The sequence below is a fragment of the Streptomyces sp. VNUA24 genome, assembly GCF_029167005.1.
Taxonomy (GTDB): Bacteria; Actinomycetota; Actinomycetes; order Streptomycetales; family Streptomycetaceae; genus Streptomyces; species Streptomyces scabiei.
Map to the genome: position 1 here is coordinate 7,940,648 of NZ_CP119143.1, position 25,088 is coordinate 7,965,735.

Consider the following 25,088-nt stretch of genomic DNA (forward strand, 5'->3'; position numbering starts at 1 on the left):
GAAGTTGGGGCGATGGCAGGCGTGAAACGAACGGTGGCTGTCTACTCTCTCGGCGGCACCATCGCCATGACCACAGACCCCGCGACCGGGGGAGTCGTGCCGGCTCTCTCCGCCCATGACCTTCTGGCGGCTGTCCCCGGCCTGGATGGTCACGGCATTGACCTACGTGTGCACGACTTTCGCCGGGTGCCCGGTGCCTCGCTCACCTTCGACGACCTCACGGAGCTCGGTACCGAGATCGACAAGGTCCTCGACGGCGGCGACGTCGACGGGATCGTGATCACACAGGGCACCGACACCATTGAGGAGACGGCGTTCTTCCTCGACCTCCGCCACGGTCACAACCAGCCGGTCGTCGTTACCGGCGCCATGCGCAACCCCACCATGGCCGGCCCTGACGGACCGGCCAACCTGTACGCGGCCGTTGTCGCGGCAGCCGACCCGCAGCTGCGCGGAGCCGGGGTGCTGGTCGTCCTGAATGACGAGATCCACGCGGCACGGCATGTCCGCAAGGCCCACACCACCAGCCCTGCCGCCTTCGCGTCACCCGGCGCCGGACCCGTCGGCCGGATCGCGGAGGACCGGGTACGGCTGGCCTCCCCGCTGCCCGAACGATTCGTTCCCCTGGCAGCGGCCGTCCGTGACACACGCGTGGGCCTTTACACGGTCAGCCTCGGTGACGACGGCACGCTGCTCGAAGCCTGGTCCGGCCAGTGCGACGGGCTCGTCGTCGCCGCCTTCGGCGTGGGACACGTCCCACAGCGACTCGTCGAGAGTCTCGAACGGCTCGCCGTACGCATTCCCGTGGTCCTCGCCTCGCGCATCGGCAACGGCCCGGTCCTGACCGGAACATACGGATTCCCGGGGTCGGAGAAGGACTTGATCAGCCGGGGGCTCATCCCGGCCGGCGACCTCGGCCCGTACCAGGCCCGCCTCCTGCTCCAGGCCTTGCTTGCCCAGGACGTGGCCCGCGAGAGCATCGCTGAGAAGTTCGCCGTTTTCGCGCGCTGATTCCGCACGTCAGCCACGCCCGAGAGGACCCGCATGCGTGCCCATGAACTGACCACCGGCCGGACGTTCGGCGTCACCTTCGACCACGGCGAGGACTTCTTCGACGCGCTCTCCGCGTTCTGCCGTGACCAAGGAGTGCGGCAGGGCTACATTCCCTCGTTCATCGGTGCGTTCGCCGAAGCCGAGATCGTCGGCGCCTGCGAGAAACTCGAAGACCCGGACGCCCCGGTCTGGGCCAAGACGTACGTCACCAACGTCGAAGCCTTCGGTGCTGGGACAATCGCCCACGATCCGGAGACGGGAGGCATCCTGCCGCACATCCACGTCTCCGCCGGGCTGAAGGCACAGTCGGCCGACGGCCGTACCAGTCACCTCCTGAGCGCCAAGGTCCAGTTCCTCAGCGAGCTCCTCGTCGTTGAAGTGATCTCACCGTCCATGACCCGGCCTCGAAACCCTGAACTGTACGACGTGCCACTACTCACTTTCGGCGCTCCGGAGTGATGCCCTCGTGGATAGACAAGGTCGTGATCACGGACGACGGCGAGCACACGCATGGACTCGCCGAGGTCGAGCTCGGTGCGGAGTCGGCTGCCGTAGAAGGGCGTGACCTGCCAGCATCTGGTGCCGCATCATGCACCGTTCGCCTCGTTCCTGTCAGACTGCTCGGATGATCGTCAGACTCGCGGGAGATGAAGACTTCCCTGGCTTCCTTGGCCTGGCGGCCCAGGTTGAGCATTGGTTCGATCCGATGGTCGAGGAAGTCGGCTTCCATGACGCTGTGCGCAAGCGCATGCGTCGGTCCACGGCGCTCGTCGCTGTTTCCTCGGGGCCGGATCTCCTCGGCGGGCTGCTGTTCGGAGCGAAGGCATCGACCTACAGAGTTCACTGGCTTGTCGTCTCGGAGCAGGCACGAGAGAAGGGTGTCGGTCGTGCACTGATGTCGGACGCGATGCGTAGGTGGGTGCAGGGTTCGGGCACCATTGAGGTCGTCACTTTCGGCGCAGAACACCCCGGCGCTTTCGTCAGCGGCGCGCGTGTCTTCTACGAGCGACTCGGCTTCACCCCTGCCGAGGCTGTCGGTCCAGGGCCGGAAGGCGGTTCCCGGCAGATCTATCGCCGGGCCGTCACCTGATTCACGCGATGTTGTCCCTGGCGTCCAGGGTTCAGAGGACGGTCGGCCAAAGACATGAGGCAACACATTCAGTAGTCCCGTCACGCGAAGTACGTGAGCACTATCCGTAACGGATGCGGCTTGTCGATCGCGGCAGTCGAAGAGAAGCGCGGACAATCTGTCCGTAAGTAGTTGTTCCCCAAGCTCTTGACGACCGAGACGCAATGACCCTCAAATCTGGACCATTTCACCCCACCTTGCCGTTTTTGCGAAGTTTTCTAAACCGTGTTGGGTGTCTCGGACGCGATACCAAGGGGCTTCCTCCTTAGCCGCCCCGCTGTCAGCTCCGTTAACACTTGGTGACTAGGGGCGCGCGTTAGGGCGTTTTCCGTACCCTGAGGCGAGTGCTCCATCGCGAAGGGACAGATCCACCGATGAGTGAAAACCTGACGCTGGGAGATCGTCTCCGTACAGCACGCAGGACACGGAAGCTGTCTGCCGCTCAACTGGCACAGAAGGTCGCAGTCTCCCCGAGCTACGTGCAGAAGTTGGAGTCCGGTGCGCGGAAGGCTTCACCGTCGCTGGTGCTGGCACTCGCGAAGGCGCTGCGCTTCGGCCCCGAGGTCCTGACCGGCCAGCCCTACTACGGTGAGCCGGAAGCCGAAGACGGCGTCCACGCCGTCATCCCTGAACTTCGCCGCCTCCTGCTCTGCTACGACAGCCCTGACGACCTGGAGATCGCACCCCGTGCGCTTCCCGTGCTCGCCTCGGAAGTCGACCAGGTGGCGGCCCTGCGCCGTGACGCCCGCTACGCGCCGATGGGCCCCCTGCTGCCGCCGATCATCACCGAGTTGACGCACGTAGCCCTTGGCGGCGGCAACGGCGACCAGAGCAAGGCGTTCTGGCACCTGGCGCGCGCCTATCGTGCCGTGAACTCCCTGGCCCACAAGATGGGTCATCACGACCTGTCGAACACGGCGCTGGAACGCGTCCGTTGGGCCGCCGACCGCTCCGGCGACCCCCTGATGCAGTTCACGGCCGGATACCTCGTCGCGGGAGCGATGCTCCGCCAGGGCGCGTACTCGCCGGCACGTCGCAAGCTCCTCGCGCTGCGAACCGAGCTGGAGCGGTTCCAGCCGGAACGCTCCTTCACGCAGGACGCGCTTGCCGTCGACGGCGCGCTGCTGTTGAAGCTGGCCGTTCTCGAAGCCCGTGAGAACAACTCCGATCGCGCTGACGACTACCTCCGGGAGGCGGAGCAGGTCGCGGGCATGGCAGGCAACCGAGACTCCCTGGCCTACGAGATGTCGTTCGGCCCGACGAACATCCGCATCCACGAGGTGCACGCGATGATCGACATGGGTGACACCGAGCAGGCCCTCGCCCGCCTCACCGAGTGGTCTCCGGTTTCCGGCGGCGAGTGGGCGCCGCCCAGTACGACCGTCGGCGAACGGTCGAGCCACCACTTCATCGACGTGGCCTCCGCGAAGCTCGCCGTGGGCGATCGGCCCGGTGCCTTCGCGGATCTCAAGCGTGCGCGGAAGGTCGCGCCGAACCACACGCGGTTCCACCCGTCCGTCCGTGAGACGACTGCGGCGCTGCTCAGGATGGACTCCCATCCTTCCAACGAGCTGTCTGCGTTCGGCAGTTGGACGGGACTTAGCACAACCTGAGCTTGTGTCAAGGGCTTTGGTGAGCGAACCCCACGGACAGTCTGTCCGCGCACAATAGCTTGCTGAATGGAATGGTCTCCTCACACCCAGTGGTGAGGAGGCCTTTTCCATGTCCGACGACAATCCCGCAGCTCGCGCGGTCCCGCCGCGCTGGATGCCCATCGGCGAGGAGCCGGAGCTGTGCTCGGCCGGCGAGTGGTGGGATGCCGTACGCGCCGTGGAGGCCGTGGGCCGGCGCGCGATCGAGATCCTCGGCGAGGGTAGCGAGCCGGTCGGCCCGGTGATCCTGGATCACGAGGGTCCGGAGCCCCGGCTGTACTTCCTGGTTCCGGTGGGCACCGCGGCCCGCTGGGAGGAGCCGGGGACCGTTGCGCTGGGGCAGAAGTGCCACGTCGTCGTGCCGTCCGCCGAGAGCACGACGCCTCCCGGGATGCACTGGCACGTCTTCCCCCAAGCCCCGCGATCGCTGACCCGGGCCGATGCTCTGCGCCGCGCGCTGAGCCAGGCTCGTAGGGAGCGACGGGGGTCCGCGGAGGAAGCGGCCCTCTGATGGCTCTGAGCATCTCTCTCGTCCTGGTGCTCGGCATCCTCGTGGTCGTTCTGATTCGCGGGAAGTCGGTGAAGCCCGGACCCGCGATCGTCTGCGTGCTCTTCGGGTTCTTCCTGGCGAGCACCTCCATGGCCCCGAGCATCAACCGATTCATGACCAGCATCGCGGACATGATCGGCCAGATTCGTTTCTAGGCTGCCCGGCTCGGTCACCCCTCCTTCCGCCTCCAGGCGTGGGTGCACGCCACCCCCTGCGCGGACCCATTCCCCCCAACCTGCCTGAGGCCTTCGATGACATCGACGTCCAACCCAGAGAGCACGACGCCACCTCGCACGGTTCGAACACATTCGACGGGCAGCCTCGATCTCGCGTTCCGCCACCGCTCTGTTCGTGGGCAGGGACTCTGATGCGCCTCGTGTATCACCCCGCCGGCCACGACGACGACCTGGGCGTGGCCCTGGTTGAGTTGCAGGCCGGCCGCTGGAGAACGGCGCGGCAACTGCTGCTGGGTACGGCCACGCATTGGGCACTGCGAACGTCACGCACCCAGCTGCTGGCGGTGGCAGCCGCCCGGTCGGACGTGGTGGGCGTGTGGCTCGGCGAAGAGCCTGGCAGCTATGACGCGCAGTTGATGGGTGCCCGCGTGGCTGTCGAGCGGGCGTTGCGCGCGCACAAACAACGGCATCCACAGACGCTGGAGTTCGAGTTCAGGGCTCGGCGTGATGCGCTGCTGGCGGCTCGTCGCGCGCCGCATGATCCCGTGCCGTGGGTGTGCCTCCTGGCTCTGGCGCAGATCGACACGCGGCAGCAGCGCCAGGAACACCGGGTGAACCCCGGCGAGCCGATGCTGCCCAGCGGTCCGTGGGGGCTGTTGTACGAGGTCAACCGGCGTGATCCGTACAACCGTGAGGCCTACCACCGGGTGCTGCAGTTCATGCTCTCCCTGGATGGCCCGCCGGGCGCCTCTCTGGCCGCGGTCTTCGACTTCGGTCGGTCCGTCGCCTCGCAACGGCCTGTCGGATCGTCTCTGCTGCTTCTCCCCGCGTACGCGCAGATCGAGCAGCGACGGCGATCGCGCGCCGATCCGCTGTGGCGGCGGCAGTGGGCGCAGGAGTCGACGCTCGACTACACGCTGACCGCCTTCCACGACTGGTTCCACAAGACGCACGGCGAGCAGCGCTCAGTGGCTGACCTGAGCCTTCTTGCCTACGCGTTGTGGGCCGGCCACCAGTATCTGGAAGCCGCCGAGGTGTTCGAGGCGATGGGCCCGTACGCGGCCCGCGAGCCGTGGGCGTCGGTGCATGAAGGGGCCGTAGGGCCAGACCCGGGTGAGGCGCTGCTCCTTCGAGCGCGCGCCGAGTCCCTTTCCTACGCCCGTACCCGTGGGCCGCGCGCCGGGCCGCACCCGTAACCGGATTCCGTTTCCCATGAAGCCGCATTGGCATGAACCTGCCCATTTGTTTCTCTCTGAACTTGGAGGCTGACCTGTGTCTCGCTTGAGTCCGAACCACCGCGCGTTGTCCCGGAAGCCCGATGACGCATACCTGCGGGAGCTCGGCTACGAGCCCGTGCTGACCCGGCGCATGGGGCCGTTCGGGAACTTCGCGATCTCCTTCAGCGTCATCAGCGTCCTGTCCGGCTGTATGACCCTGTACGGCTTCGGCCTGAACACCGGCGGCCCGTCGGTGATGCTGTGGGGCTGGCTCGTCGTCGGGGCGATGGTGATGTTCATCGGCGCCGCCCTCGCCGAGGTGACCTCCGCCTATCCGACCTCCGGGGCCCTGTACTACCAGGCAGAGCAGCTCGGCGGGCGGAAGTGGGGCTGGTACACGGGCTGGCTGAACCTGCTGGGCCTGCTCGGCGCGATCGCCGGCATCGACTACGGGGCCGCGCTGTTCACGGGCGCCCTGTTCAACCTGCAGTGGGGATTCGTGCCGACGCCGGGCAAGATCATGGTGATCTTCCTGTGCATCCTCGCCCTACACCTCGCCCTGAACCTGTTCGGGGTCCGGCTGGTCAGCATCCTCAACAGCATCAGCGTCTGGTGGCACCTCGGCGGCGTCACGGTGATCGTCGGCGCTCTGGCGATCGTCCCCTCCCACCACCAGTCCTCGGACTTCGTGTTCGGCGAGTTCGTCAACAACACCGGCTGGAGCCCCCTCTACGCGGCGGTGCTCGGTCTGTTGCTGGCCCAGTACACGTTCTGTGGTTACGACGCCTCCGCGCACCTGTCGGAGGAGACCACTGACGCCCAGGTGTCCGCATCTCGCGGGATCATCCACGCGATCGGCTGGTCGTGGCTGGCCGGGTTCGTCCTGCTGGCTGGGCTCACGTTCGCGATCCAGGACTACGCGGGCACCCTTGGCACGGCGACGGGGGTGCCGCCGGCGCAGATTTTCCTGGATGCCCTGGGTGTGGCGGGGGCGAAGGCGCTGCTTCTGGTGGTGATCATCGCGCAGTTGTGCTGTGGCAACGCCGAGACCGCCGCGGCCAGTCGGATGGTGTTCGCGTTCTCGCGTGACGGGGCGCTGCCGGGCTCGCACCTGTGGCGGCAGGTCGACCGCCGTACTGGCACTCCGCGCATGGCCGTGCTGCTGGCAGTCGTGTGCGCAGCCGTGCTGGCCCTGCCGAGCCTGTACAGCCCGGTCGCGTATGCGGCGATCACCAGTATCAACGTGGTCGGTATCACCCCGGCCTACGCGATCCCGATCTACCTGCGCATCAAGAACCGGGATCGCTTCCGGCCCGGCCCCTGGAACCTCGGCAGCTGGGGCGTGGCCGTCGGCACGATCGCCGTTCTCTGGGTGGTGTTCGTGACGGTGCTGTTCTGTCTGCCGCAGACGCGCCCCGCCGACGGCGGCCTGGTGTCCGTGGAGACCTTCAACTACGCGCCGATCGCTCTGCTCGTCGTCCTCGCGCTGGCCTGGGCGTGGTGGCGGAAGCAGGGCAGCTCGTACGAAGTGCCGGCCCAGAACTTCGACCGCTCGGCGGCCACGTACGAAGACGAGGTCGTCTGAGTGCGACACGAAGTCGCTCCCGCTGAGTGGGTGATGCGCGAGGAAAGGCAACGCAGCGCATCATCCCGGACCAGTGTCCAGGTCCGTCCCCACGTTCGCGTGCGTCACCGGTAACGGTGGGGTGCGAAGCCGAGCGGAAAGCCCAAGGGGGTCCCGGCCATCGGGACGCCACAGGTCAGGGGAAGGCTGGACGGGCGAACGCAAGTGAACCCTTGATGATGTCTCGTTACCTCGCGGTCGCAGATGGCGGAATCGGCGACCTTTAGGATCTGGCGCTGGAAAGCGCAAAGCGACCCCTGAGCTCAGATACAGGGAAGCGGACACCGCAGATCCCGGGATTAAGAGGGCGCCCACCCCAGCCGTATCTCAAGGAGTGGAACGTGGAAACCCCGTTTGGGTCCGGACGTCGTCCGGTAGGCCGGAGGTAACGATGGCTCAACTCCCCAGCGGGACAGGATGATCCGAGAAGCGAATGCCGGTAGGGCGAAAGCCCAGAGGAAATCAGGGAGCCCCCTCAACTCCTCGCATAACTCGCCGGATACGGGAAACGATCCCGGCCCGAAAGGGAGCCCACGCGGATCAGGTAGGCCCGCAAGATGACCTGTCACAAGAATCGGAACCACAGGGCAAGTTAGACGCTAAGGGGAGGCGGAGATGAGCACAATTGAGGCCACGATGTCTACCGACGCGAACGGACCTGTGGACCATGCGAACGTCTGGAACAACATCGATTGGGCTCCAGCGGAAGCATCGGTACGACGACTGCGCCAGAGGATCTTCGCGGCTACGCGGAACGGGGACCTGAAAAGGGTCCGTAACTTGCAGAAGCTCATGCTGAGATCACGCGCCAACACATTCGTAAGTGTGAAGCGCGTGACCCAATTGAGCCCAGGCCGCCGGACGCCCGGGGTGGACCGACATACTGCCCTCACTCCGCAGGAGCGAGGAATGTTGGTATCGGAGTTACTTGCCGGCGCCAGCAGCGTGAAGGCTCATCCAGTCCGGCGGGTGTACATCCCGAAGAGCAACGGGAAGCAGCGCCCGATTGGAATCCCGGTCATTCGGGACCGGGCTCATCAGGCCCGGGTGAAGAATGCTCTGGAACCAGAGTGGGAAGCCCGGTTCGAGGCGCGGAGTTACGGCTTCCGTCCCGGCCGGGGCTGTCAGGACGCCATCCAAACGATCTATCTGGTGGCAAAAAGCGGAGGGCGCAGGCGATGGGCCCTCGACGCCGACCTGTCAGCGGCCTTCGACCGCATCAACCATGACCACCTGCTGTCGGTCATCGGAACCTTTCCTGCAAAGGACATGGTTCGTGGCTGGCTCAAGGGCCGGCGTCATGGACAGCGGTCGCTTCTCGCCTACAAGCGAGGGAACCCCGCAAGGTGGGGTCATCAGCCCTCTGCTTCTCAACATCGCCCTCCACGGGATGAGTACGGCTGTCGGTTGTCTCGAAGGCGCCACGCCCTGGAGCCGCAGAGACGCACCGGTGCTTGTTCGGTACGCAGATGACTTCGTTGTGCTCTGTCACAGCGAGGCGGAAGCACACCAAGCCAAAGAGAGATTGACGAACTGGCTGGAGCCGAGAGGGCTGTTCTTCAATGAGGAGAAGACTCAGGTCGTTCATCTCGAAGAAGGGTTTGACTTTCTCGGGTTCAACGTGCGCTCCTACAGCGGGAAACTGCTCATCAAACCGAGCAAGGATGCCGTCAAGAGGATCCGGAAGAGGCTCCGAGATGAGATGCTTGCCCTGAGAGGAGCAAACGCGGACGCGGTTATCCGCAAGCTCAGGCCGATCATCCGCGGATGGGCCACCTACTACCGGACGGTGGTGTCCAAGGATATATTCAGCGCCTTGGACGACTATGTGTGGCTGCTCACTTACAAGTGGGCGAAACACAGCCACCCGAGGAAGCCCAGGTACTGGACTGTTGCGAGGTACTTCGGGCGGTTCAATTCAACCAGGATGGACAACTGGGTATTTGGCAGCCGCGTTTCTGGTGCCTATCTCTACAAGTTCAACTGGACCCGGATCGAACGGCACGTGCTCGTCAAGGGAGGAAACTCCGTCGACGACCCGACGCTGACCGACTACTGGGCCAGCCGCCGAAAGAAGAATATCCCGGCAACGATCGACCGCACGTCGATCACGCTGGCTGCCCGCCAGAAGGGGATCTGCCCGCTGTGTAAACAGCCCTTGATCTCCGGTGCCGAATACGAACCAGACAGCCCGCGTGAATGGGCTGCATGGTTCTCGGCATCCATGAAGCCACTGCACAAGCACCACTTCATGTATCGGCGGGACGGCGGCTCGGATGAAAGAACCAACCTCCGCCTCGTACACGCCGAATGCCACCGCCAGCATCACGCAGGCGATAACAGGAAGGCCACGCAAGCATGACCAGTTCACGTAGCCATCAGGGCCCGCTTGAGCCGGATGCGGTGAACAGCCGCACGTCCGGTTCTGAGGGGGCCGGGGCGCGGAAACGCGCTCCGGCTACCCGACTGACGAGAACCACGAGCGGCAACGGCACCGTGGCACGCTTGGCTGCCGCGTCCGTCCCCGAGCAGGGCGGGCGCTCCGAGAAGGCATTCTCCCTGTCCGACCTGCGGAACCTCGTCAAGGCGGGCGCCATCGACACGGTGCTGCTCGCCGTCCCCGATCTGCAGGGGAGGCTGAAGGGGAAGCGTTACGACGCGGACCACTTCCTCAAGCGCGTCGCGCATCACGGTGCCGAGGTGTGCGCCTACGTCCTGGCCACCGACATCGACATGAGCCCGGCGGACGGTTTCGCCCTGACCTCGTGGGAGACCGGCTACCAGGACCTGTCCGTTCAACCGGCCCTGTCGACTCTGAGCGTCGTGCCGTGGCTGCCGCGCACCGTTGTCGTACTCGGCGATGCCGTCCACCACGACGGAACGCCGATCGACATCGCGCCCCGCCAGATCCTCCACCAGCAGCTGACCCGGCTGTCGCGGCACGGCCTGCACCCCAAGGCGGGGATCGAGACCGAGTTCGTCCTCTACAGGGGCACGTACGAGGACGCGGAACAGGCCAACTACCAGGGCCTGCGGCCGTTGACGACAGGGAACCTGGACTACGCCCTCGATCACGACCCCGTATCCGACCGGTTCCTGCGCCGTCTTCAGCGGGCGCTCGCCGGCGCGGGGATGCCCGTTGAAGCGATCAAGACCGAGGCCGGTCCTGGCCAGGTCGAGGTGACCTTCCCGTACGGTGGCGCGCTCACCGCCTGCGACCGGCACCCACTCTTCAAGCACGCCGTGCGCACCCTGGGTCTGCGCGCCGGTCTGGCACCCACGTTCATGGCGGCCCCGGAAACCGACCGAGCCAACGGCCTGCACCTGCACGTCTCGCTGTGGTCGAAGGCCATCAGCCAACTCAACGAGCCCGGCAGCGAGTACGGACTGTCCCAGATCGGTCAGCACGCCATCGCGGGTCTGCTCGCCGGCCTGCCCGAGTTGGGCCCGTTCTACGCGCCCAACGTCAACTCCTACAAGCGGTTCACGACCGGCTCGTTCGCGCCGACCACGTTCACCTGGGGCCGCGACAACCGCACCTGCGCGGTCCGCGTCGTCGGCCGCGGTGAAGGGCTGCACCTGGAGATCCGTGTGCCGGGCGCGGACGCCAACCCGTACCTGGCGCTGTCGGCGGTGCTGGCGGCCATTGACCACGGTCTCGAGCGGAAGCTCGCCCTTGCTCCCGAAGCGACCGGCAACGCCTACCGGGCAGGCGGAATCCCTGTGCCGCCCACCCTCGGACCGGCTCTGACCGCCTTCCAGAACAGCGTCTTCGCGCGGGAAGCCTTCGGCGCCGGGGTGATCGAGCACTACGCCCATCTCGCCCGCCTGGAACTCGCCCACGACGAGTGCCTCGTCACCGACACCGAGCGGCAGCGATGGCTGGCTCGCGCCTGACACGCCCCGCCCCACAGAAAGGCCGCGCAACCGTGAGTGCCCGCCCGACCCGCCCGCCCGCGACGCTTCCGCTGACACCCGCACAGCTTCGGATCGCCCAGAAGGTCGCGGAGGGCGAGAGCACCCACGCGATCGCCTCCGAGCTGTCCATCACCGTTGGCACGATCAACGTGCAGCTGAAGCACTGCGGACAGAAGCTCGGTGTGAGAGGCCGGGCCGCCGTCGTCCACGCCTGCTTCGTCACCGGGCAACTCCAGCGTCCCGAGACGGCCGCCTCCTCGGAGGCATTCTCGGAAACGGAGATCGAGACATGGCGGATGGTCGCAATCGGTACGACGTCACAGGAGTTCGCGGACCGGGCCCGCATCAGCCGTGACAGCGCGCTGGCCCGGGTCAGGGCCCTGCGGGAGCGCGTGAAAGCCGAGAACGACCCGCACCTCGTGACGCTCGGCTGGCGCTGGGAAGTGCTCGACGAGTCCCTGACCGAGATGGCCTCCGGGACCGTCCTCCGCGTTCCCACCCCCAGATGACCAGCTCAGACCGCACTGTCAGTGCCCCCTGGCAAGCTACCCACCCACAACAGGACACTGAGCGCATCCGGTCCATCACCCATTGTGGCGAGGTCGGAGGGCTCGGCGAGCGGAAGGGCGCACCGTGACCGACATGCCCAGCGCACTCCACCACCTGGTGGAGTCGGTGACCGACACGTACACGGTGGTCACCGAGCACCCCAGGCCCGGCGACATCCGGCCTTCCGTCTGGGAAATCAACGGGCCTGACGGCGAGAGGTGGTTCGGGAAGGTCCACGCGGGCCCGAAGCTCCACCACCGTGAGGTGACCGCGTACCAGAAGTGGACCGTGGCCATGGACGCCGGCCGTGCACCCGAGCTGGTCGCCGCAGACACGCAGACGCGCACCGTCCTGATCACCGCCGTGCCCGGACGAGGTCTCGACACGCTGCGCCTGCCGGCCGAACAGGAACGGGCGGCCTACGAGCAGGCCGGCGAACTGCTCGCCCGGTTCCACACCGCGGCAGCCGACGAGCCGACGCCGACAGCGACGGAGGAGGCGTGGGGCGAGGCGGTCGCCCAACTGCTGGACCGTACGGCGGCGTACGCGCCGGAGCACGACCTCGCGATGGTGCGCACGCTCGCCGAGGAAGCTCCTCCGAGCCTGCCCCAGGTCTCCCAGCACGGCGACTACATGCCCAAGAACTGGATGTGGGACGAGACCGAGCAGCGGCTGCGGGTCATCGACTTCGAGCGGGCCGAGCTTCGGTCCGCCGCCTACCGGGACCTCAGCCGGCTGCGCTACCGGATCCTGTGCCACCGCCCCGACCTCAACGCCGCCTTCCACCACGGATACGGCCGACCCCTCACCACGGAGGAACTTGTCGCATGCCGGGCGTACGGGGCACTGGATGCTCTGGACTCGCTGAACTGGGGGATCAAGCACCGCGACGTCGGCCTGGTCGACGAGGCGCACATCATGCTGGAGAACCTGCGCCTGGAGACCGGCAAGAGGGTGTGGGGCGGGTGGCGTACGTGAACGTCTTCGCTCGAACCTCTGCGGCTCCGCACCGGTTCGGCGTTCGTCGCGATGCCTTCGAACTGACCGTCACCAACACCCCCATTGTCGACAGGGGAGCCCTCACGGAGGACAACGCCTTCACCCACCCCACGGCATGCCGTCCCTCCGCACGCGAAGGTCGGTGATCTGTATGGACGAAGCAGCCTGGGGCGAGACGTTGACCGCTGACGTGCTGGAAGACCGGTACGGGCTGGTCGCCGACATCGTCGAACCGGTGCACATGGGCACGGACACCATCAACCGGCGAGTCCTGACGGACGACGGGCTACGGCTGTACGTCAAGCAGTACCCGTCGATGGCCGACCTGGACGAGGCGCGCAACGCGTGGGACATGTCGGAATACTGCCGGGCCGCGAAGCTCCCCGTTCCGCGGGTGTGGCCCGACGCCAACGACAATCTGGTCACCATCGCGGGAGGCAGTGCGTGGGCCGTGGTCGACGAGGCTCCCGGACGGGTGAACCCCTCGGCGATGACGGTCCCCCTCGCCGAGCACATCGGCGTCGTCATGGGACGCATGCACCGTGCGCTAGCCGCGTATCCGCTGCCGAAGCGCGTGCAGCAGACCCGCTGGCGGACCGAGCCTGTCGAGGACGCCGTAGCGAAATGCGACGTTGTGCTGGCCAGAGCCACGAGCCAAGGTCACGACCGTCTCGACCAGCTACGCGTCGACCTCGACCAGCGGCGTGAGGACCTGCGGGCCCACGTCCACCTGCTGCGGGAACGTCTGCCCGAGACCCTGGCGGAACAGGCGCTGCATGCGGATCTCAGCCGCACCAACCTGATCACCCTCGCCGACGTAGTCACCGGCGTCATCGACTTCCGCTGCGCCAGCGCGATGCCGGCCTGGGAGTTGGGGCGGGCGGCGTTCGACCCGCGCACCGTCGCCACCAGCACTGATTGGGCCGCTTGCGCCCTGGCGATGGCCAGGGCCTACCGCTCGGAGCACCCCAGCCTCCCGACGCGGGAGGTGCGGGCATGCGCCCGGATCGCGCTGCTGTACATGCTGTTCAGCTTCTACGGAGCCACCACCGCCGAGTACGACCTGCCGGGGGAGGCGGAGGCGGATCTTCAACGGCACTGGCGCGAGCGGCAGATCGCCATCCGCCGCCTGCTCAGTGACCTTGAGGGCCTCGAAGACGAGCTCAACGGCCTTGAGGCGAGCGGAGGCACGTCGTGACCATCCAGCACCTTCCGACCGCGCTGAACGAAACGACTGACGAGCGACAGCCTCAACCACGAACGGCACACAGGGGGACGTCTTGGCGTATCAAACCGTGATCGGTCCGCACCTCGTACTCATCCGCGAACAGCGTGATCCGGTGGGATTCCGTACGACCTCCCTGGCCGGGCACCGCGTGTCGGCGGAGGGCTGGAGCCGATGACAACCATCCCGAAGCCCACCGCGACAACCGCGCCGACCGGCGAGGCGGAGGTCTCGGATGAGGAACTGAAGTTCGTCATCCCCGGCGACCGCCGTATCGAGGCCGCCAACGCGATCACGACCCGTGCGATGGCCCGGCGACTGCCCCAACTGATCCGCCGGTCCCTCGCACTGGGCTGGCAGGTCGACCGCGCCGCGGTCATCGCCCTGCTGGTCGTGCAGCTCCTCTCGGGGGTGCTGGAAGCGTTCGGGCTGATGGCCACCACCGGGGTGATCAAGCCGCTGATCGCCTCGCAGGACATCAGCGGCGACCAGCTCCGCTCCGCCGTACCTTCCCTTGCTGTCCTGTCGGGGGCCATCGGTCTGCGCGCCCTGCTGGGCATCGCCTCCACCGCGCTGTCGGCCCGGCTGGCCCCGCGTATCGCCCGGGAGGCCGAACTCGAGCTCCTCGACGCGGCGACCAAGGCGGAACTCGCCGCGTACGACAACCCCGGATACAACGACCGCTGGGATGCGGCCGACAGGGGAGTGGAGGTCTCCAGGGACCTCCTCACCGAAGCCCAGTACATCCTTGCCGCATCGGCGTCGCTGATCGCCTCGGCGTTTGTCCTGACCGCCGTGCACCCGATCCTTCTGCCTCTGCTCCTCCTGGCGGCCTTGCCGAAGGGCGTGGCCAGCGTGCGGGCGGCGCGCATCAGCTACATCGCCTCGCTCGCCACGACGAAGGACCGGCGGCTGCTAGGCATGCTGCGCTGGTACATGGTCGACAAGCAGACCGCCGACCAGGTCCGCTCCGGCACCATGGCGCCGTTCCTGCTCGACAAGTACCGCACGGCCGGGGCGCGGATCGACAGGACCACCGACCAGGCCACCTGGCGCTCGGCCAGGATCTCCCTGCTGGGCGGGGTCGCGGGAGGACTCGCCCACGCGGTGGTGTGGGTGGCCCTGGCGCTGCTGGTGTTCGCCGGGCAGATCTCGGTCGCCGCCGTCGGCACCGCCTTCCTCGCACTGGGCCGCGTCAGCGCGGGACTGGACGGGATCGTCGGCTACGGGGCCCAACTCTTCCGCACCGGAATGTACTTGGACGACTGGGCGGACTTCATCGACGAAGCCGGCGGGCATCGCATCGACCGCGGCTCTCAAGCGCCGACCGCCCCCACCGTCGTACGCGCCGAGAACATCACCTTCCAGTACCCGAGCGCCGACCGTCCCGCCCTCGACGACGTCTCCCTGGAGGTCCGGCGCGGCGAAGTCGTCGCGCTGGTGGGCGAGAACGGCTCCGGCAAGACTACCCTCAGCAAGATCCTTTCGGCTCTGTACCTGCCCGATGAAGGAGCCGTGTCCTGGGACGGAGTCGACACCAGGGACCTGGACGCGCATGCCACCTGGGAGCGTGTCGCCGTCGTTCCGCAGTCCTACGCGTGCTGGCCTCTGTCAGCTCGGGAAAACATCACCCTCGGTCAGGCCACCGAGGAAGGGGACACCGCAGTGCTCGCGGCGGCGCATGCCGCAGGCGCCGACGAGGTCATCGACGGGCTGCGCAGCGGGCTGAACACCCTGCTGGCCAAGGAATGGTGGGGTGGGCAGGAACTGTCCGGCGGACAGTGGCAGAGGATCGCGCTCGCCCGCGCCTTCCATCGGCCGGCCGGACTGCTCGTCCTAGACGAACCGACCGCTGCCCTCGACCCAAGGGCCGAGCACCGCATCTTCACCGGGCTGCGCCGGCTCGCCGCCGACCGGGCCGTCGTCCTGGTCACGCACAGGCTCACCAATGTGACCATCGCCGACCGCATCGTCGTTTTGGACAAGGGCCGGGTCATCCAGCACGGCACCCCGGAGGAGCTGCTGGCTCAACAGGACGGCTTGTTCCGTGAACTGTGGGATCTGCAGAACGAGCGCACAGGGCGCGTACCCGCCCCTGTAAGTTCCGCGAGTCGGTGCGCAATGTCGGCTGAGAATGCGCAATGAATGCGCAAATCCAGCGCTTGATGCGCAATCGCTACAGCCTGTAGCCGTCGTTCTCGGTCTCTTGCGGACTATCGGGAAGGCACACGCCAGGGCTCCGTACCGTCCAGAGTATGACAGTACGGAGTGCGGGCAGTGCCCGCCGTACACGCTGGGTTCCAGCGGCATCGATCCGGTACGAGGATGCCTCGGTACGTGAAGTGCCGTGGCGGCGGCCTGGGCCAGGCGGCGGGATTTGATGCCGGCCGGCCGTACCCGCAGTGCCAGGAAGTGTGAGCGCATGGGTCCGCGGGAGCCTTCCCGCCAGGTCACCTCGTTGAGCGCCTGCCGTCCGTGGCCGGCCGCCAGCGCGGCCACCGGGGTCGGCCTGTCGCGGTAGCGGGGCTGGGGTTTGCGGCCGTTGCCGGACCAGGTGGGGGCCGTGGGCTCCGCATCCTGGGGGTGGACGGTCACGTCCGAGCGGATCGCCACCACGTAGCGATGCTGCGATGTTCCAGTCCGTCGCGGAAGTCGGCGTTCTGTCCGTAGCCGGCGTCGGCCACCAGCACCGGCGGCACCAGACCTCATCCGGCCAGTTCATCACGCCCCTGCATTACTGAGCATTTTCAGCGTGGCCACTGATCGGGTGACGCCGGTGAGGTCGAGGTGAGGGCCGCAACGCACAAAGCCCCCGTGCCGTTGGGGGAGGTGTTCGAAGTCTCAACCCATCGGCACAGGAGCCCTGTTGGTTTCCTATCCTGCCGCACTCGACCTCCCGCATGCCCTCGTCGAGTGGGTCACGATGCTCATCGTCACCCGTGAGGGTGACCGACGGTGCAAACTCCCGCCGCACCAGCGGGCGCTCGTCGCTCTGGTGTACCTACGCCGCCACGACACCCTTACCCGGCTCGCGTCCGGCTTCGGGATATCCGTCGGCACGGCCCACGCATATGTCACCGGCGTGACCGGCCTGCTCGCCGAACGGGCCCCGGGCCTGCTCAAGACTCTGCGCGAGCACGATCCGGAGTTCGTCCTGCTGGACGGGACCCTCGCCGAGTGCGACCGCGTCGGCGACAGCCGAGCCGACTATTCGGCCAAGCACCGCCGGCACGGCGTGAACGTCCAGGTCGTCACCGACCCCGCCGGTGAGGTCATGTGGATCTCGCCCGCGCTGCCGGGCCGCACCCACGACCTGACCGCAGCACGCACCCACCGCATCATCCGGATCTGCGAACGCCAGGGCGTCCCGATCCTCGCCGACCGCGCCTACCAAGGCGCCGGCCCCTGGGTCACCACCGGACTCAAACGGCCACCGGGTGGTGAGCTCTCCCTCACCCAGCGCACCGTCAACCGGGCTCTGGCCGCGGCCAGAGCACCAGTCGAACGCGGCATGGCACGGCTGAAGTCCTGGCAGATCTTCCGCAGGTCCCGGATCAGCCCCAACCGCATGACCGTCATGGCCAAAGCTGTCCTCACCCTGGAGAGTCAACGCTGAAAACGCTCACTGATCTTTAACCTCGCGCTTTCACGAAGCGGGCTGTCCGGCAGGTGATCAGGCAAGCAGAAAGTGCCTCTGACCAGCGAGAATGAGGATTGCTGAGGTCCTTGTTCCCGCCCCTGTCGGAGGCACTTTCCAGGTGAAGCAGCCTATCGGGTCCTATCCCCATGTCCTTGTCCGGGACGACGGCCGGGCCGTGGTCTCGCAGGCCGGTTCAGTGCTGCTGGTCGAAACCGTCCGCAAGACCGGCCTCGACCAGGCCATATCCGCAGCACTCGCCCCCTGGCGGAAACCGCGGGCCGTCCACGACCCGGGCAAGATACTCGTAGACCTTGCGCTGGCGGTCGCGCTCGGCGGCGACTGCCTCGCCGACATCGCGATGCTGCGGGCCGAGCCGGCCGTGTTCGGACCGGTCGCCTCCGACCCCACGGTCTCCCGCCTGATCGACACCCTCGCCACCGCGGACGAGAAGGCGCTGAACGCCATCCGCACCGCCCGGCACGAAGTCCGGGCCCGCGCCTGGTCGTTGGCCGGCAGCCGGGCACCGGACACCGGTGGGCAGGTGATCGTGGACCTGGACGGAGTCCTGGTCGTCTCCCACTCCGACAAGCAGGATGCCGCCCCGACCTGGAAGAAGACCTACGGCCACCACCCGCTGATGGCCTTCGTCGACCACGGGCCGGGCGGGACCGGCGAACCCGTCGCCGCTCTCCTTCGTCCTGGGAACGCGGGCTCGAACACCGCCGCCGACCACATCACCACCACTCGCCTCGCCCTCGCTCAACTGCCCAAGAAGTACCGGCGCGGACGGCAGACCCTCATCCGCTGCGACTCCGCGGGCGGCACCCACGAGTTCGTGGCCTGGCTCGCCCAACGCGGGCGCTGGCTGTCCTACTCCGTTGGCATGGTGATCAACGAAACCATCCACCAGCACGTTCTGAAGATCCCGGCATCGGCCTGGACTCCGGCCATCGAGACCGACGGCGAGGTCCGCGACGGAGCATGGGTCGCCGAACTCACCGGCGACATCCTTGAGGGCTGGCCGAAGGGCATGCGGCTGATCGTCCGCAAGGAACGGCCGCATCCCGGAGCCCAGTTGAGGATCACCGACGCGGATGGCATGCGGGTCACGTGCTTTGCCACCAACACCGCCGACCGCCCGATCGCCCAGCTTGAGCTCCGTCACCGCCTGCGGGCCCGGGCCGAAGACCGGATCCGGGCCGCCCGCGCGACCGGCATGCGCAACCTGCCCCTGCACGACACCGCGCAGAACAAGGTGTGGCTGGAGATCGTCCAGCTCGCCCTCGACCTGCTGGCCTGGATGCCCATGCTCGCCCTGACAGGCCAGACCCGCCTCTGGGAACCCCGCCGTCTGCGATTCCGCCTGTTCTCCGCAGCCGGGCAACTCGTCACCACCGGCCGGCGCCGCGTTCTCCGCCTCGCCCGCCACTGGCCCTGGACCGGTGAGGTCACCACCGCACTCGAACACCTTGCACTCTTGTCGAACCCCGGCTGACCAGCAACCTTCCCGCCCCTACGAGGGAACCAGTCCACCGGAGCAGTGGAACCCGGCGTCCACCCGAGACGAAACTCGGGCCCTCGGCCTGCCCGCCATGAGCCCCAGAAAGCGGAACGGTCCACCGACTACGTCAGCGGACCGTCACGAAAGATCGAGGTTAACTCGTGGTGTTCCACGGGGTGGTGACGTTGGCCGTCGGTGCCGCTATGCCGGTCTCATGCGGTACGCACAAGGTGGCGGTCTGACTGCTGCGGACCGGGAGCGGCGTGAGCGGGTGCGCATGGCAGCCGCGGAGTTGTTCGAGGAGGGCCGCACGGACGTGCAGGTTGCACGGGAACTGCGGGTGACGCGGATGTCGGTGAACCGGTGGCGGCGAGCCTACGACCGTCGGGGCGTCGCCGGACTGCGCTCGAAGGGGCCGGCCTCGCGGCCGCTGCTGAGTCCGGCGCAGTTCGCCCGGCTGGAGGCGGCCCTGGAGCGGGGTCCACTGGCGCACGGCTTCGCCGACCAGCGGTGGACGCTGACGAGGATCAAGACGCTGATCGGGCGGATGTTCCACATCGGCTACACCGTGCCAGGAGTGTGGAAACTGCTGCGACGCAACGGCTGGTCGTGCCAGATCCCCACCCACAGGGCGATCGAGCGGGACGACGGGGCCGTTGAAGTGTGGAAGAAGGAGGTGTGGCCGCAGGTGGAAAGAGGGCGGCGGACCTGGACGCCTGGGTCTGCTTCGAGGACGAGTGCGGCCGGACGATGAGGCCCCCGAAGGCCCGCACCTGGTCCCGGCGTGGTCACACCCCGACGGTCCGGGTGCCCGGCGGGCGGGGCGCCGGACGCGTCTCGGTGGCTGGTCTGGTCTGCTACCGGACCGGCTACCGCTCGCGGCTGCTGTACCGCTTACGCATCTACCGCCGCCGCAAGGGCGAGCAGGCCAGCTTCACCTGGCAGGACTACCGCGACTTCCTCGTCCTGGCACACGCCCAGCTCGGCGCCCCGCTCATCCTGATCTGGGACAACCTCAACCGGCACCCGTGCACCGAGATGCAGCAGTTCATCGACGCTACCGACTGGCTGACCGTGTTCCAGCTGCCCTCCTACGCACCGGACCTGAACCCGGCCGAGGGCATCTGGTCCCTGCTCAACCGCGGCGTGCTCGCCAACCTCGCCGCGGCCAACCTCGACCACCTCACCCGCGTCATCAAGCGCGGCCTCAAGAAGATCCAATACCGCCCCCACCTGATCGACGGCTGCCTCACAGAGACCGGCCTGGCCCTTTCCCCGCCGTAACTTCACGAGTTCAAACTCAGTACTATGCCTGCAGTGCACCATATTTTGCCGCCAGGTGCTTACCCTGACTGTACGCGAATCGCCTAGCACGAGACTCCAATATTGGATAGCTAGGGTGAGCCGTCATCTGCTCGGGATGTTTTCTGTAATGGTATACAACGGTAGGAATCAGCGCACCGTGGGCAGTGCCCGTAATGCCGACGAGGTAGGCATAGTCCTCGCCTTGTGGTAGTGCTGCATAACCACCGCTGCCGCGAATGAGATTTGTGCGTGCGAGTAGCGTGGTCGGACCGATCGGGATGGTTGCATCTGGAGATTCCCAATAACACCAGACGTCGCCTGGGGCGTGGAACCCCGGCGGAGTCGGGCAGCGCCATGTGGTGGTCGATCCATCGGGATGTAAGTCAGCCGACCAGCCAGCGGTCCACCCCAGATTGTAGGTGCAAGCATGTGCGAGTCGGGCCGATAGCGACGCTTCGGGAAGCAGATCGTCGTCGTCCGCCGTGGTACACCATTTTGCGGAGACCTCGTTCAATGCGAAATTTCGCGCGGCACCAGCTCCAACCTCTCTAGGGATAGTGACTACCTTGACTCGTGGATCACCGCTCAGCTCGGCTGGCAGCCCGGATAAGTGAACACCATCCAGAGACAAGATCCACTCCCATGAAACATCCTGATTGCAAAGGCTCTCATACAGCTCTACTAGGAATAGTCGGCGCTCAGAAAGTAAACGGGTCGGTGTGATGATGGCGACTTCGGCATTCAGAGTAGGCACAGCAGGAACTCCCTCGCGGAGGTTGACTTGGGACAGGGGCCTTTTGAGATCACCTAGTGCTAGCTGCCTAGCTGCTCGAAATAGACATCTCAGAGCCTCAAGACGGTGCAGAAACGCCAAGACAGAGACGAGAACGGACGCGTGGGGTATGCCATGAGCCGGGACAGGAGGCATCAACTCGCTGCTCCGTCAAGGGTCCAGGGCCCAAGGATGCATTCGGCAGGTAAGGCGATTACATAAACGCCGAGTGGTAATGACCTTTGGTAAGCTACGAGTTCAGCTTCTGTAGCTGGCATGTGTGGAACGCGGGCTGCGGCTTGCATGAGCAGGGTCAAGGCAGCGTCTTCCTCGCCATCCGGGCCGGTCCAGCGAAGAACGAGCATGCAGTGTCCATTTTGCGACTGTTGCCGTGGAAGGCCAACGCCAACTTGCGGGCACCACCGACTGGCCGCATCGAGAATGACCACCGGAAAGATCGCCCCAATCCCGTAGCAGGCGGCCTTTATCTTGCACTGCCCGCCTTCTCCCCCTCCACATGTTTGCGCGAGCGCGGTTACATGCGGATTTTCTACCGACTCACGCGGCGTGAATGTCCCGGACTTGCTGAAATGGTCTGGCTGGGGAGAGGTAGGCATAAAGAATCAACGCTGCCCTTCCTTTGAGTGATCGCAGTCAGGATAATATCGCGAAGATGACTTGAACAGGCCAAGGCACCGCGCTGCGCTCAATCCCGTAATCCTGCATATAAAAACAGAGAGGGAGGCTGCGAACGTACCGCTGCTAGCCACTCGATCCTGAGGGAAGGATACGCATCGACCAACTCTCTTTTTCTGCATTCTCAACATAACGAGTGATCCTGACCATGGTCAAGGGGGGACTGTCACGAAGTGGCAGGGGAGGAGTAAAGAGGGTTCTTTCATTACAGGATCCAACGTGTCCGCTATAGTTCAATTTAGCTACAGATGCACCCCGCAGCGAGTCGGTCAAATTCATCACCCGCTGCAGAGTTTTATTGGGACACTCCCGAGAATCTGACTGGATGATCACCTCGGTTGCGGTAGTTTTCAGTCAACTCTTCTGGTGCCAAACTGTCGAAGCGGCCGGCATCGTAACCTACTGCCCGCAACGGCTGACCCTGAGGACCAGCGGTTTTTCTCTTATCGTGGAGGCTCTCCACTCCTTGTTGATCATTAAACGTGATCTCGAACACGCGTGACCCATCCTGCTTCTCGATCACATCATGGCCCTCAGACCGTTTGGTGACTCTCAGCGGCTGGCGCGATAGAGATGCGAAAGCTTGTCACCCACTGATCCTCAGGTTTAGGTAGCGCACCACAGCACTACAGCTGCCGGCGCCCAGTCGAGCAGTTCGTCGTGCCGATGCAGGGGTTGACCTGTGCTGAGGCGAAAGTTCGGCGAAACCCCATTTCGCCGTATAGAACCACGCTGCACGTGGCGACTAATCCGTTCGAGAATGGGCTTCATACCATCCGCTGGTAAGTAACCCAATTGATCCGATGGCTACGCAGTAGCCATCGAAAAACACGGCAAAAACCACGGTCTCAACACTGTTGGCCGATGCGAAACTGCTGGATCCGCTGCAACGGCGGCGGAGCGGCGAAAATTGCGAGGAGAAACGCAATGAGGACTCAGGCTCTGCGTACATTTCGACCGCGAAGCGACATGGACATGAAGAGGAACTCACAGGCAAATGCGGCCTCTATCGGGAGGATGATCAATGGACGACGTGTATTAGTAACGGGAGCGGGCGGGTCCATCGGATCTGAGATATGCCGGGCAATCATGGAGCTTAATCCGCATGCTTTAGTGGCACTTGATCGGGATGATTCAAGGCTGCACGAAGTAATTACCGAAATAACCCGATCTACAAGGAATCGTCAGATAGATCTGCAATCATGTGTCGCCGACATATGTGACATGGAAAATCTCAGGCAAAAGATCAAGAAATATGCGCCAGATACTGTAATCCATGCTGCAGCATTGAAGCAGGTTCCGATCCTTGAAGAACATCCGGATGAGGCATTCCGGGTTAATGTCATTGGCACAAGTAACTTGCTCGAAGTCTGCGCAAGCGAGATAGTTCAGACATTCGTTAACATTTCTACCGACAAGGCCGCGAATCCAGTCACGGTACTAGGGAAGACAAAGCGACTCGCAGAGAGGATGACAGCCCATTACGGGCGATCCAATAAAAAAAGATATCTGAGTATCCGATTTGGTAATGTAATGTGGAGCCGTGCCTCCGTGTTGCATACGTTCGCGGAGCAGATTGCCAATGGAGGCCCTGTAACTGTCACTCATCCAGATGTGACAAGGTACCTAATGACCATCGAGGAAGCAGTTGACCTAGCGCTTTACGCCGCCTCACAGGGAAGGTCTGGAGAAACGCTAGTTCTGGATATGGGAGCCCCGATCAGAATTGACGATTTAGCTCGCCGTATGATCAAGGAGTCTGAAAACGATGTACCCATCGAATATATCGGCCTTCGGCCCGGCGAGAAGCTTCATGAGCAGCTCTGGGGGGAGGGAGATTCTGTTCTAGGCAGGATAGATTCGGATATCATCCGGGTAGAGGTGGAGCCGCTGTCTAAAGAAGACGCCTGCGGCGAAGCATACTGAAGCCTCAGAATTGCTGATATGGAACATCGCGCAATAAGAAGGGGAGATGTCGGTGCGGGTAGTTATTGTCGGAGATTGGCTTAGCGTGCTCGGCGGAATCGAGAAGGTGATTTTCAATCTTTCCGCAGGATTATCGGCGCGAGGGCACGATGTCTGGCAGGTCGGTGTATTCGATTCCCCGCAGCAACGAGGATCGCGCAAGATTGGACTAAATGCCCCGATCGATCCAACTGTGAACCGATCTGCTCATGAAACTGCGCAGGAAGAGTTGGAGCGGATTCTGCGTGATATCGGAGATGGATGGATTGTTACTGAGTGCATCCGGTCTGCACGCTGGATGGAAGATATTGATACACGAAACTTCCGGCTCCTTGCTCAGTTTCATCCTTCATACGAGTATTCGGTGAGCGACGCGACTGACGAGGGTTCACGAGCGCAGGATGACCGCAAGTACGTGCTCGAAAACTTCTCTAAGTATGAGGCTTTCAGCTTCTCCAGCGAGGAAGATGTTCAACGCTTCCAAGAATGTGGTGTGCGGAACGCAATTTGGCTTCCCAATCCAGTAAACATTGAGGCGGGGCACACATCGCACAGACCGAGGCTAGAACGAACTGTTCTTACTGCAGGTCGCCTTGCGCCGATCAAGCGATTTGATCGATTGATCGACAGCTTTTCAATCGCAGGGGTTGCAGGCTGGAAACTTCGCTTCGTTGGTGACGGCAGCGAAGAAGCTGCCCTTCGACAGCATGCAGCTGATCGAGGTTTGGAAGGGCGCGTCGAATTCGCTGGAAGGAAACAGTTTTCCGAAATGGAAAGCGAATATCGAAATGCGGAGATATTCGCTCTGTCCAGCGAACATGAAGGGTTCGGGATGGTGCTGGCAGAAGCAGCACTATGCGGGCTCCCTTCCGTTGCGTTCAATGTTTCTGGTGGAGTGCGATCCATCGTCAAAGATGGCATCACTGGTTTCCTTGCCGAGCCTGATGACATAGAGGGCTTTGGGCAGGCGCTTCGGCTTGTCATGCGTGATACAGAGATGAGAGAGCGAATGGGTTCCGCAGCCATGGAACACGCGCAGATCTTCCAGGTGGAGAATGCAATACACGTATGGGAGAAATTCCTTGGGCGGTAATTGGTGTGAGGTAGGCCGCATTTA

The 25,088-nt window shown here is 64.9% G+C and carries 20 protein-coding genes and 2 pseudogenes; 20 read left to right on the forward strand and 2 right to left on the reverse strand.

The genetic code is table 11. The features are described 5' to 3' along the window. The first annotated feature begins 12 nt into the window (after window positions 1-12). From PYR72_RS34030 to PYR72_RS34095, 14 genes and pseudogenes are all read left to right on the forward strand, one after another. Window positions 13-1,011, forward strand: coding sequence for an asparaginase (locus PYR72_RS34030; RefSeq protein ID WP_275458847.1), 999 nt, complete (start codon window positions 13-15; stop codon window positions 1,009-1,011). 33 nt (window positions 1,012-1,044) lie between these two features. After that, window positions 1,045-1,512 carry a PPC domain-containing DNA-binding protein gene (locus tag PYR72_RS34035; RefSeq protein ID WP_275458848.1) on the forward strand — a complete coding sequence of 156 codons (468 nt, stop codon included), beginning with the start codon at window positions 1,045-1,047 and terminating at the stop codon, window positions 1,510-1,512. 166 nt (window positions 1,513-1,678) lie between these two features. After that, window positions 1,679-2,143, forward strand: coding sequence for a GNAT family N-acetyltransferase (locus PYR72_RS34040; protein ID WP_275458849.1), 465 nt, complete (start codon window positions 1,679-1,681; stop codon window positions 2,141-2,143). 413 nt (window positions 2,144-2,556) lie between these two features. After that, window positions 2,557-3,795: a helix-turn-helix transcriptional regulator gene (locus PYR72_RS34045; protein WP_275458850.1), complete on the forward strand. Its 1,239-nt coding sequence runs from the start codon at window positions 2,557-2,559 to the stop codon at window positions 3,793-3,795. A 109-nt stretch (window positions 3,796-3,904) separates the two neighbouring features. Next, window positions 3,905-4,345, forward strand: coding sequence for a hypothetical protein (locus PYR72_RS34050; protein ID WP_275458851.1), 441 nt, complete (start codon window positions 3,905-3,907; stop codon window positions 4,343-4,345). Beyond that, window positions 4,345-4,539 (forward strand): hypothetical protein, encoded by a 195-nt coding sequence (locus PYR72_RS34055; protein WP_275458852.1) that lies wholly within the window; start codon window positions 4,345-4,347, stop codon window positions 4,537-4,539. Before PYR72_RS34050 ends, PYR72_RS34055 begins: the two co-directional genes overlap by 1 nt. A gap of 212 nt (window positions 4,540-4,751) precedes the next feature. Beyond that, complete coding sequence (locus tag PYR72_RS34060) at window positions 4,752-5,756, forward strand: hypothetical protein (RefSeq protein ID WP_275458853.1); 1,005 nt, start codon at window positions 4,752-4,754, stop codon at window positions 5,754-5,756. A gap of 76 nt (window positions 5,757-5,832) precedes the next feature. Next, complete coding sequence (locus PYR72_RS34065) at window positions 5,833-7,362, forward strand: amino acid permease (RefSeq protein ID WP_275458854.1); 1,530 nt, start codon at window positions 5,833-5,835, stop codon at window positions 7,360-7,362. Window positions 7,363-8,037: 675 nt separating this feature from the next. After that, a pseudogene (gene ltrA / locus PYR72_RS34070) lies at window positions 8,038-9,763 on the forward strand (group II intron reverse transcriptase/maturase). Between the two features lie 134 nt (window positions 9,764-9,897). Continuing rightward, window positions 9,898-11,298, forward strand: a complete 1,401-nt coding sequence (locus PYR72_RS34075) for a glutamine synthetase family protein (protein ID WP_275458855.1) — start codon at window positions 9,898-9,900, stop codon at window positions 11,296-11,298. A gap of 32 nt (window positions 11,299-11,330) precedes the next feature. Beyond that, window positions 11,331-11,828, forward strand: coding sequence for a LuxR C-terminal-related transcriptional regulator (locus PYR72_RS34080; protein ID WP_275458856.1), 498 nt, complete (start codon window positions 11,331-11,333; stop codon window positions 11,826-11,828). Between the two features lie 133 nt (window positions 11,829-11,961). Further along, window positions 11,962-12,846: an aminoglycoside phosphotransferase family protein gene (locus PYR72_RS34085; protein WP_275458857.1), complete on the forward strand. Its 885-nt coding sequence runs from the start codon at window positions 11,962-11,964 to the stop codon at window positions 12,844-12,846. 172 nt (window positions 12,847-13,018) lie between these two features. Continuing rightward, window positions 13,019-14,065 (forward strand): phosphotransferase, encoded by a 1,047-nt coding sequence (locus PYR72_RS34090; protein WP_275458858.1) that lies wholly within the window; start codon window positions 13,019-13,021, stop codon window positions 14,063-14,065. A gap of 201 nt (window positions 14,066-14,266) precedes the next feature. Next, the gene (locus PYR72_RS34095) at window positions 14,267-16,237 is read left to right on the forward strand and encodes an ABC transporter ATP-binding protein (RefSeq protein ID WP_275458859.1); all 1,971 of its coding nucleotides are present in this window, start codon (window positions 14,267-14,269) and stop codon (window positions 16,235-16,237) included. Between the two features lie 201 nt (window positions 16,238-16,438). Here the strand turns inward: PYR72_RS34095 and PYR72_RS34100 are convergent. Beyond that, window positions 16,439-16,815, reverse strand: a pseudogene (locus PYR72_RS34100) (transposase); the annotation flags it as partial. A 143-nt stretch (window positions 16,816-16,958) separates the two neighbouring features. Between PYR72_RS34100 and PYR72_RS34105 the strand changes: the two are divergent. From PYR72_RS34105 to PYR72_RS34120, 4 genes are all read left to right on the forward strand, one after another. After that, window positions 16,959-17,708, forward strand: coding sequence for a transposase (locus PYR72_RS34105; RefSeq protein WP_275453271.1), 750 nt, complete (start codon window positions 16,959-16,961; stop codon window positions 17,706-17,708). 142 nt (window positions 17,709-17,850) lie between these two features. Beyond that, the gene (locus PYR72_RS34110) at window positions 17,851-19,227 is read left to right on the forward strand and encodes an IS1380 family transposase (RefSeq protein ID WP_275453335.1); all 1,377 of its coding nucleotides are present in this window, start codon (window positions 17,851-17,853) and stop codon (window positions 19,225-19,227) included. 220 nt (window positions 19,228-19,447) lie between these two features. Beyond that, entirely contained in the window at window positions 19,448-19,987 is a 540-nt protein-coding gene (locus PYR72_RS34115; protein WP_275458860.1) for a winged helix-turn-helix domain-containing protein, read from the forward strand. Beyond that, window positions 19,984-20,517, forward strand: a complete 534-nt coding sequence (locus PYR72_RS34120; RefSeq protein ID WP_275460597.1) for a transposase — start codon at window positions 19,984-19,986, stop codon at window positions 20,515-20,517. Before PYR72_RS34115 ends, PYR72_RS34120 begins: the two co-directional genes overlap by 4 nt. Before the next feature lie 22 nt (window positions 20,518-20,539). Here PYR72_RS34120 and PYR72_RS34125 read toward each other — a convergent pair whose 3' ends face one another. Beyond that, window positions 20,540-21,466, reverse strand: a complete 927-nt coding sequence (locus tag PYR72_RS34125; RefSeq protein ID WP_343245548.1) for a glycosyltransferase — start codon at window positions 21,464-21,466, stop codon at window positions 20,540-20,542. Window positions 21,467-22,975: 1,509 nt separating this feature from the next. Here PYR72_RS34125 and PYR72_RS34130 point away from each other — a divergent pair. Together PYR72_RS34130 and PYR72_RS34135 are read left to right on the forward strand one after the other, a co-directional pair. Next, a complete protein-coding gene (locus PYR72_RS34130; protein WP_275458861.1) occupies window positions 22,976-23,932 on the forward strand; it encodes an SDR family NAD(P)-dependent oxidoreductase in 957 nt (318 codons plus the stop codon). A 46-nt stretch (window positions 23,933-23,978) separates the two neighbouring features. Then, on the forward strand, window positions 23,979-25,064 hold the full coding sequence (locus PYR72_RS34135) for a glycosyltransferase (protein WP_275458862.1): 1,086 nt from the start codon (window positions 23,979-23,981) through the stop codon (window positions 25,062-25,064). Window positions 25,065-25,088 lie beyond the last annotated feature (24 nt).

What these genes read in the sequence shown, in the direction of transcription:
- PYR72_RS34120 (WP_275460597.1), top strand. Translation starts at nt 19,984, where the DNA reads ATGAGGCCCCCGAAGGCCCGCACCTGGTCCCGGCGTGGTCACACCCCG.
- PYR72_RS34135 (WP_275458862.1), top strand. Translation starts at nt 23,979, where the DNA reads ATGTCGGTGCGGGTAGTTATTGTCGGAGATTGGCTTAGCGTGCTCGGC.
- PYR72_RS34050 (WP_275458851.1), top strand. Translation starts at nt 3,905, where the DNA reads ATGTCCGACGACAATCCCGCAGCTCGCGCGGTCCCGCCGCGCTGGATG.
- PYR72_RS34035 (WP_275458848.1), top strand. Translation starts at nt 1,045, where the DNA reads ATGCGTGCCCATGAACTGACCACCGGCCGGACGTTCGGCGTCACCTTC.
- PYR72_RS34090 (WP_275458858.1), top strand. Translation starts at nt 13,019, where the DNA reads ATGGACGAAGCAGCCTGGGGCGAGACGTTGACCGCTGACGTGCTGGAA.
- PYR72_RS34115 (WP_275458860.1), top strand. Translation starts at nt 19,448, where the DNA reads ATGCGGTACGCACAAGGTGGCGGTCTGACTGCTGCGGACCGGGAGCGG.
- PYR72_RS34130 (WP_275458861.1), top strand. Translation starts at nt 22,976, where the DNA reads ATGGACATGAAGAGGAACTCACAGGCAAATGCGGCCTCTATCGGGAGG.
- PYR72_RS34045 (WP_275458850.1), top strand. Translation starts at nt 2,557, where the DNA reads ATGAGTGAAAACCTGACGCTGGGAGATCGTCTCCGTACAGCACGCAGG.
- PYR72_RS34085 (WP_275458857.1), top strand. Translation starts at nt 11,962, where the DNA reads ATGCCCAGCGCACTCCACCACCTGGTGGAGTCGGTGACCGACACGTAC.
- PYR72_RS34125 (WP_343245548.1), bottom strand. Translation starts at nt 21,466, where the DNA reads ATGCCTCCTGTCCCGGCTCATGGCATACCCCACGCGTCCGTTCTCGTC.
- PYR72_RS34060 (WP_275458853.1), top strand. Translation starts at nt 4,752, where the DNA reads ATGCGCCTCGTGTATCACCCCGCCGGCCACGACGACGACCTGGGCGTG.
- PYR72_RS34030 (WP_275458847.1), top strand. Translation starts at nt 13, where the DNA reads ATGGCAGGCGTGAAACGAACGGTGGCTGTCTACTCTCTCGGCGGCACC.
- PYR72_RS34040 (WP_275458849.1), top strand. Translation starts at nt 1,679, where the DNA reads ATGATCGTCAGACTCGCGGGAGATGAAGACTTCCCTGGCTTCCTTGGC.
- PYR72_RS34095 (WP_275458859.1), top strand. Translation starts at nt 14,267, where the DNA reads ATGACAACCATCCCGAAGCCCACCGCGACAACCGCGCCGACCGGCGAG.
- PYR72_RS34055 (WP_275458852.1), top strand. Translation starts at nt 4,345, where the DNA reads ATGGCTCTGAGCATCTCTCTCGTCCTGGTGCTCGGCATCCTCGTGGTC.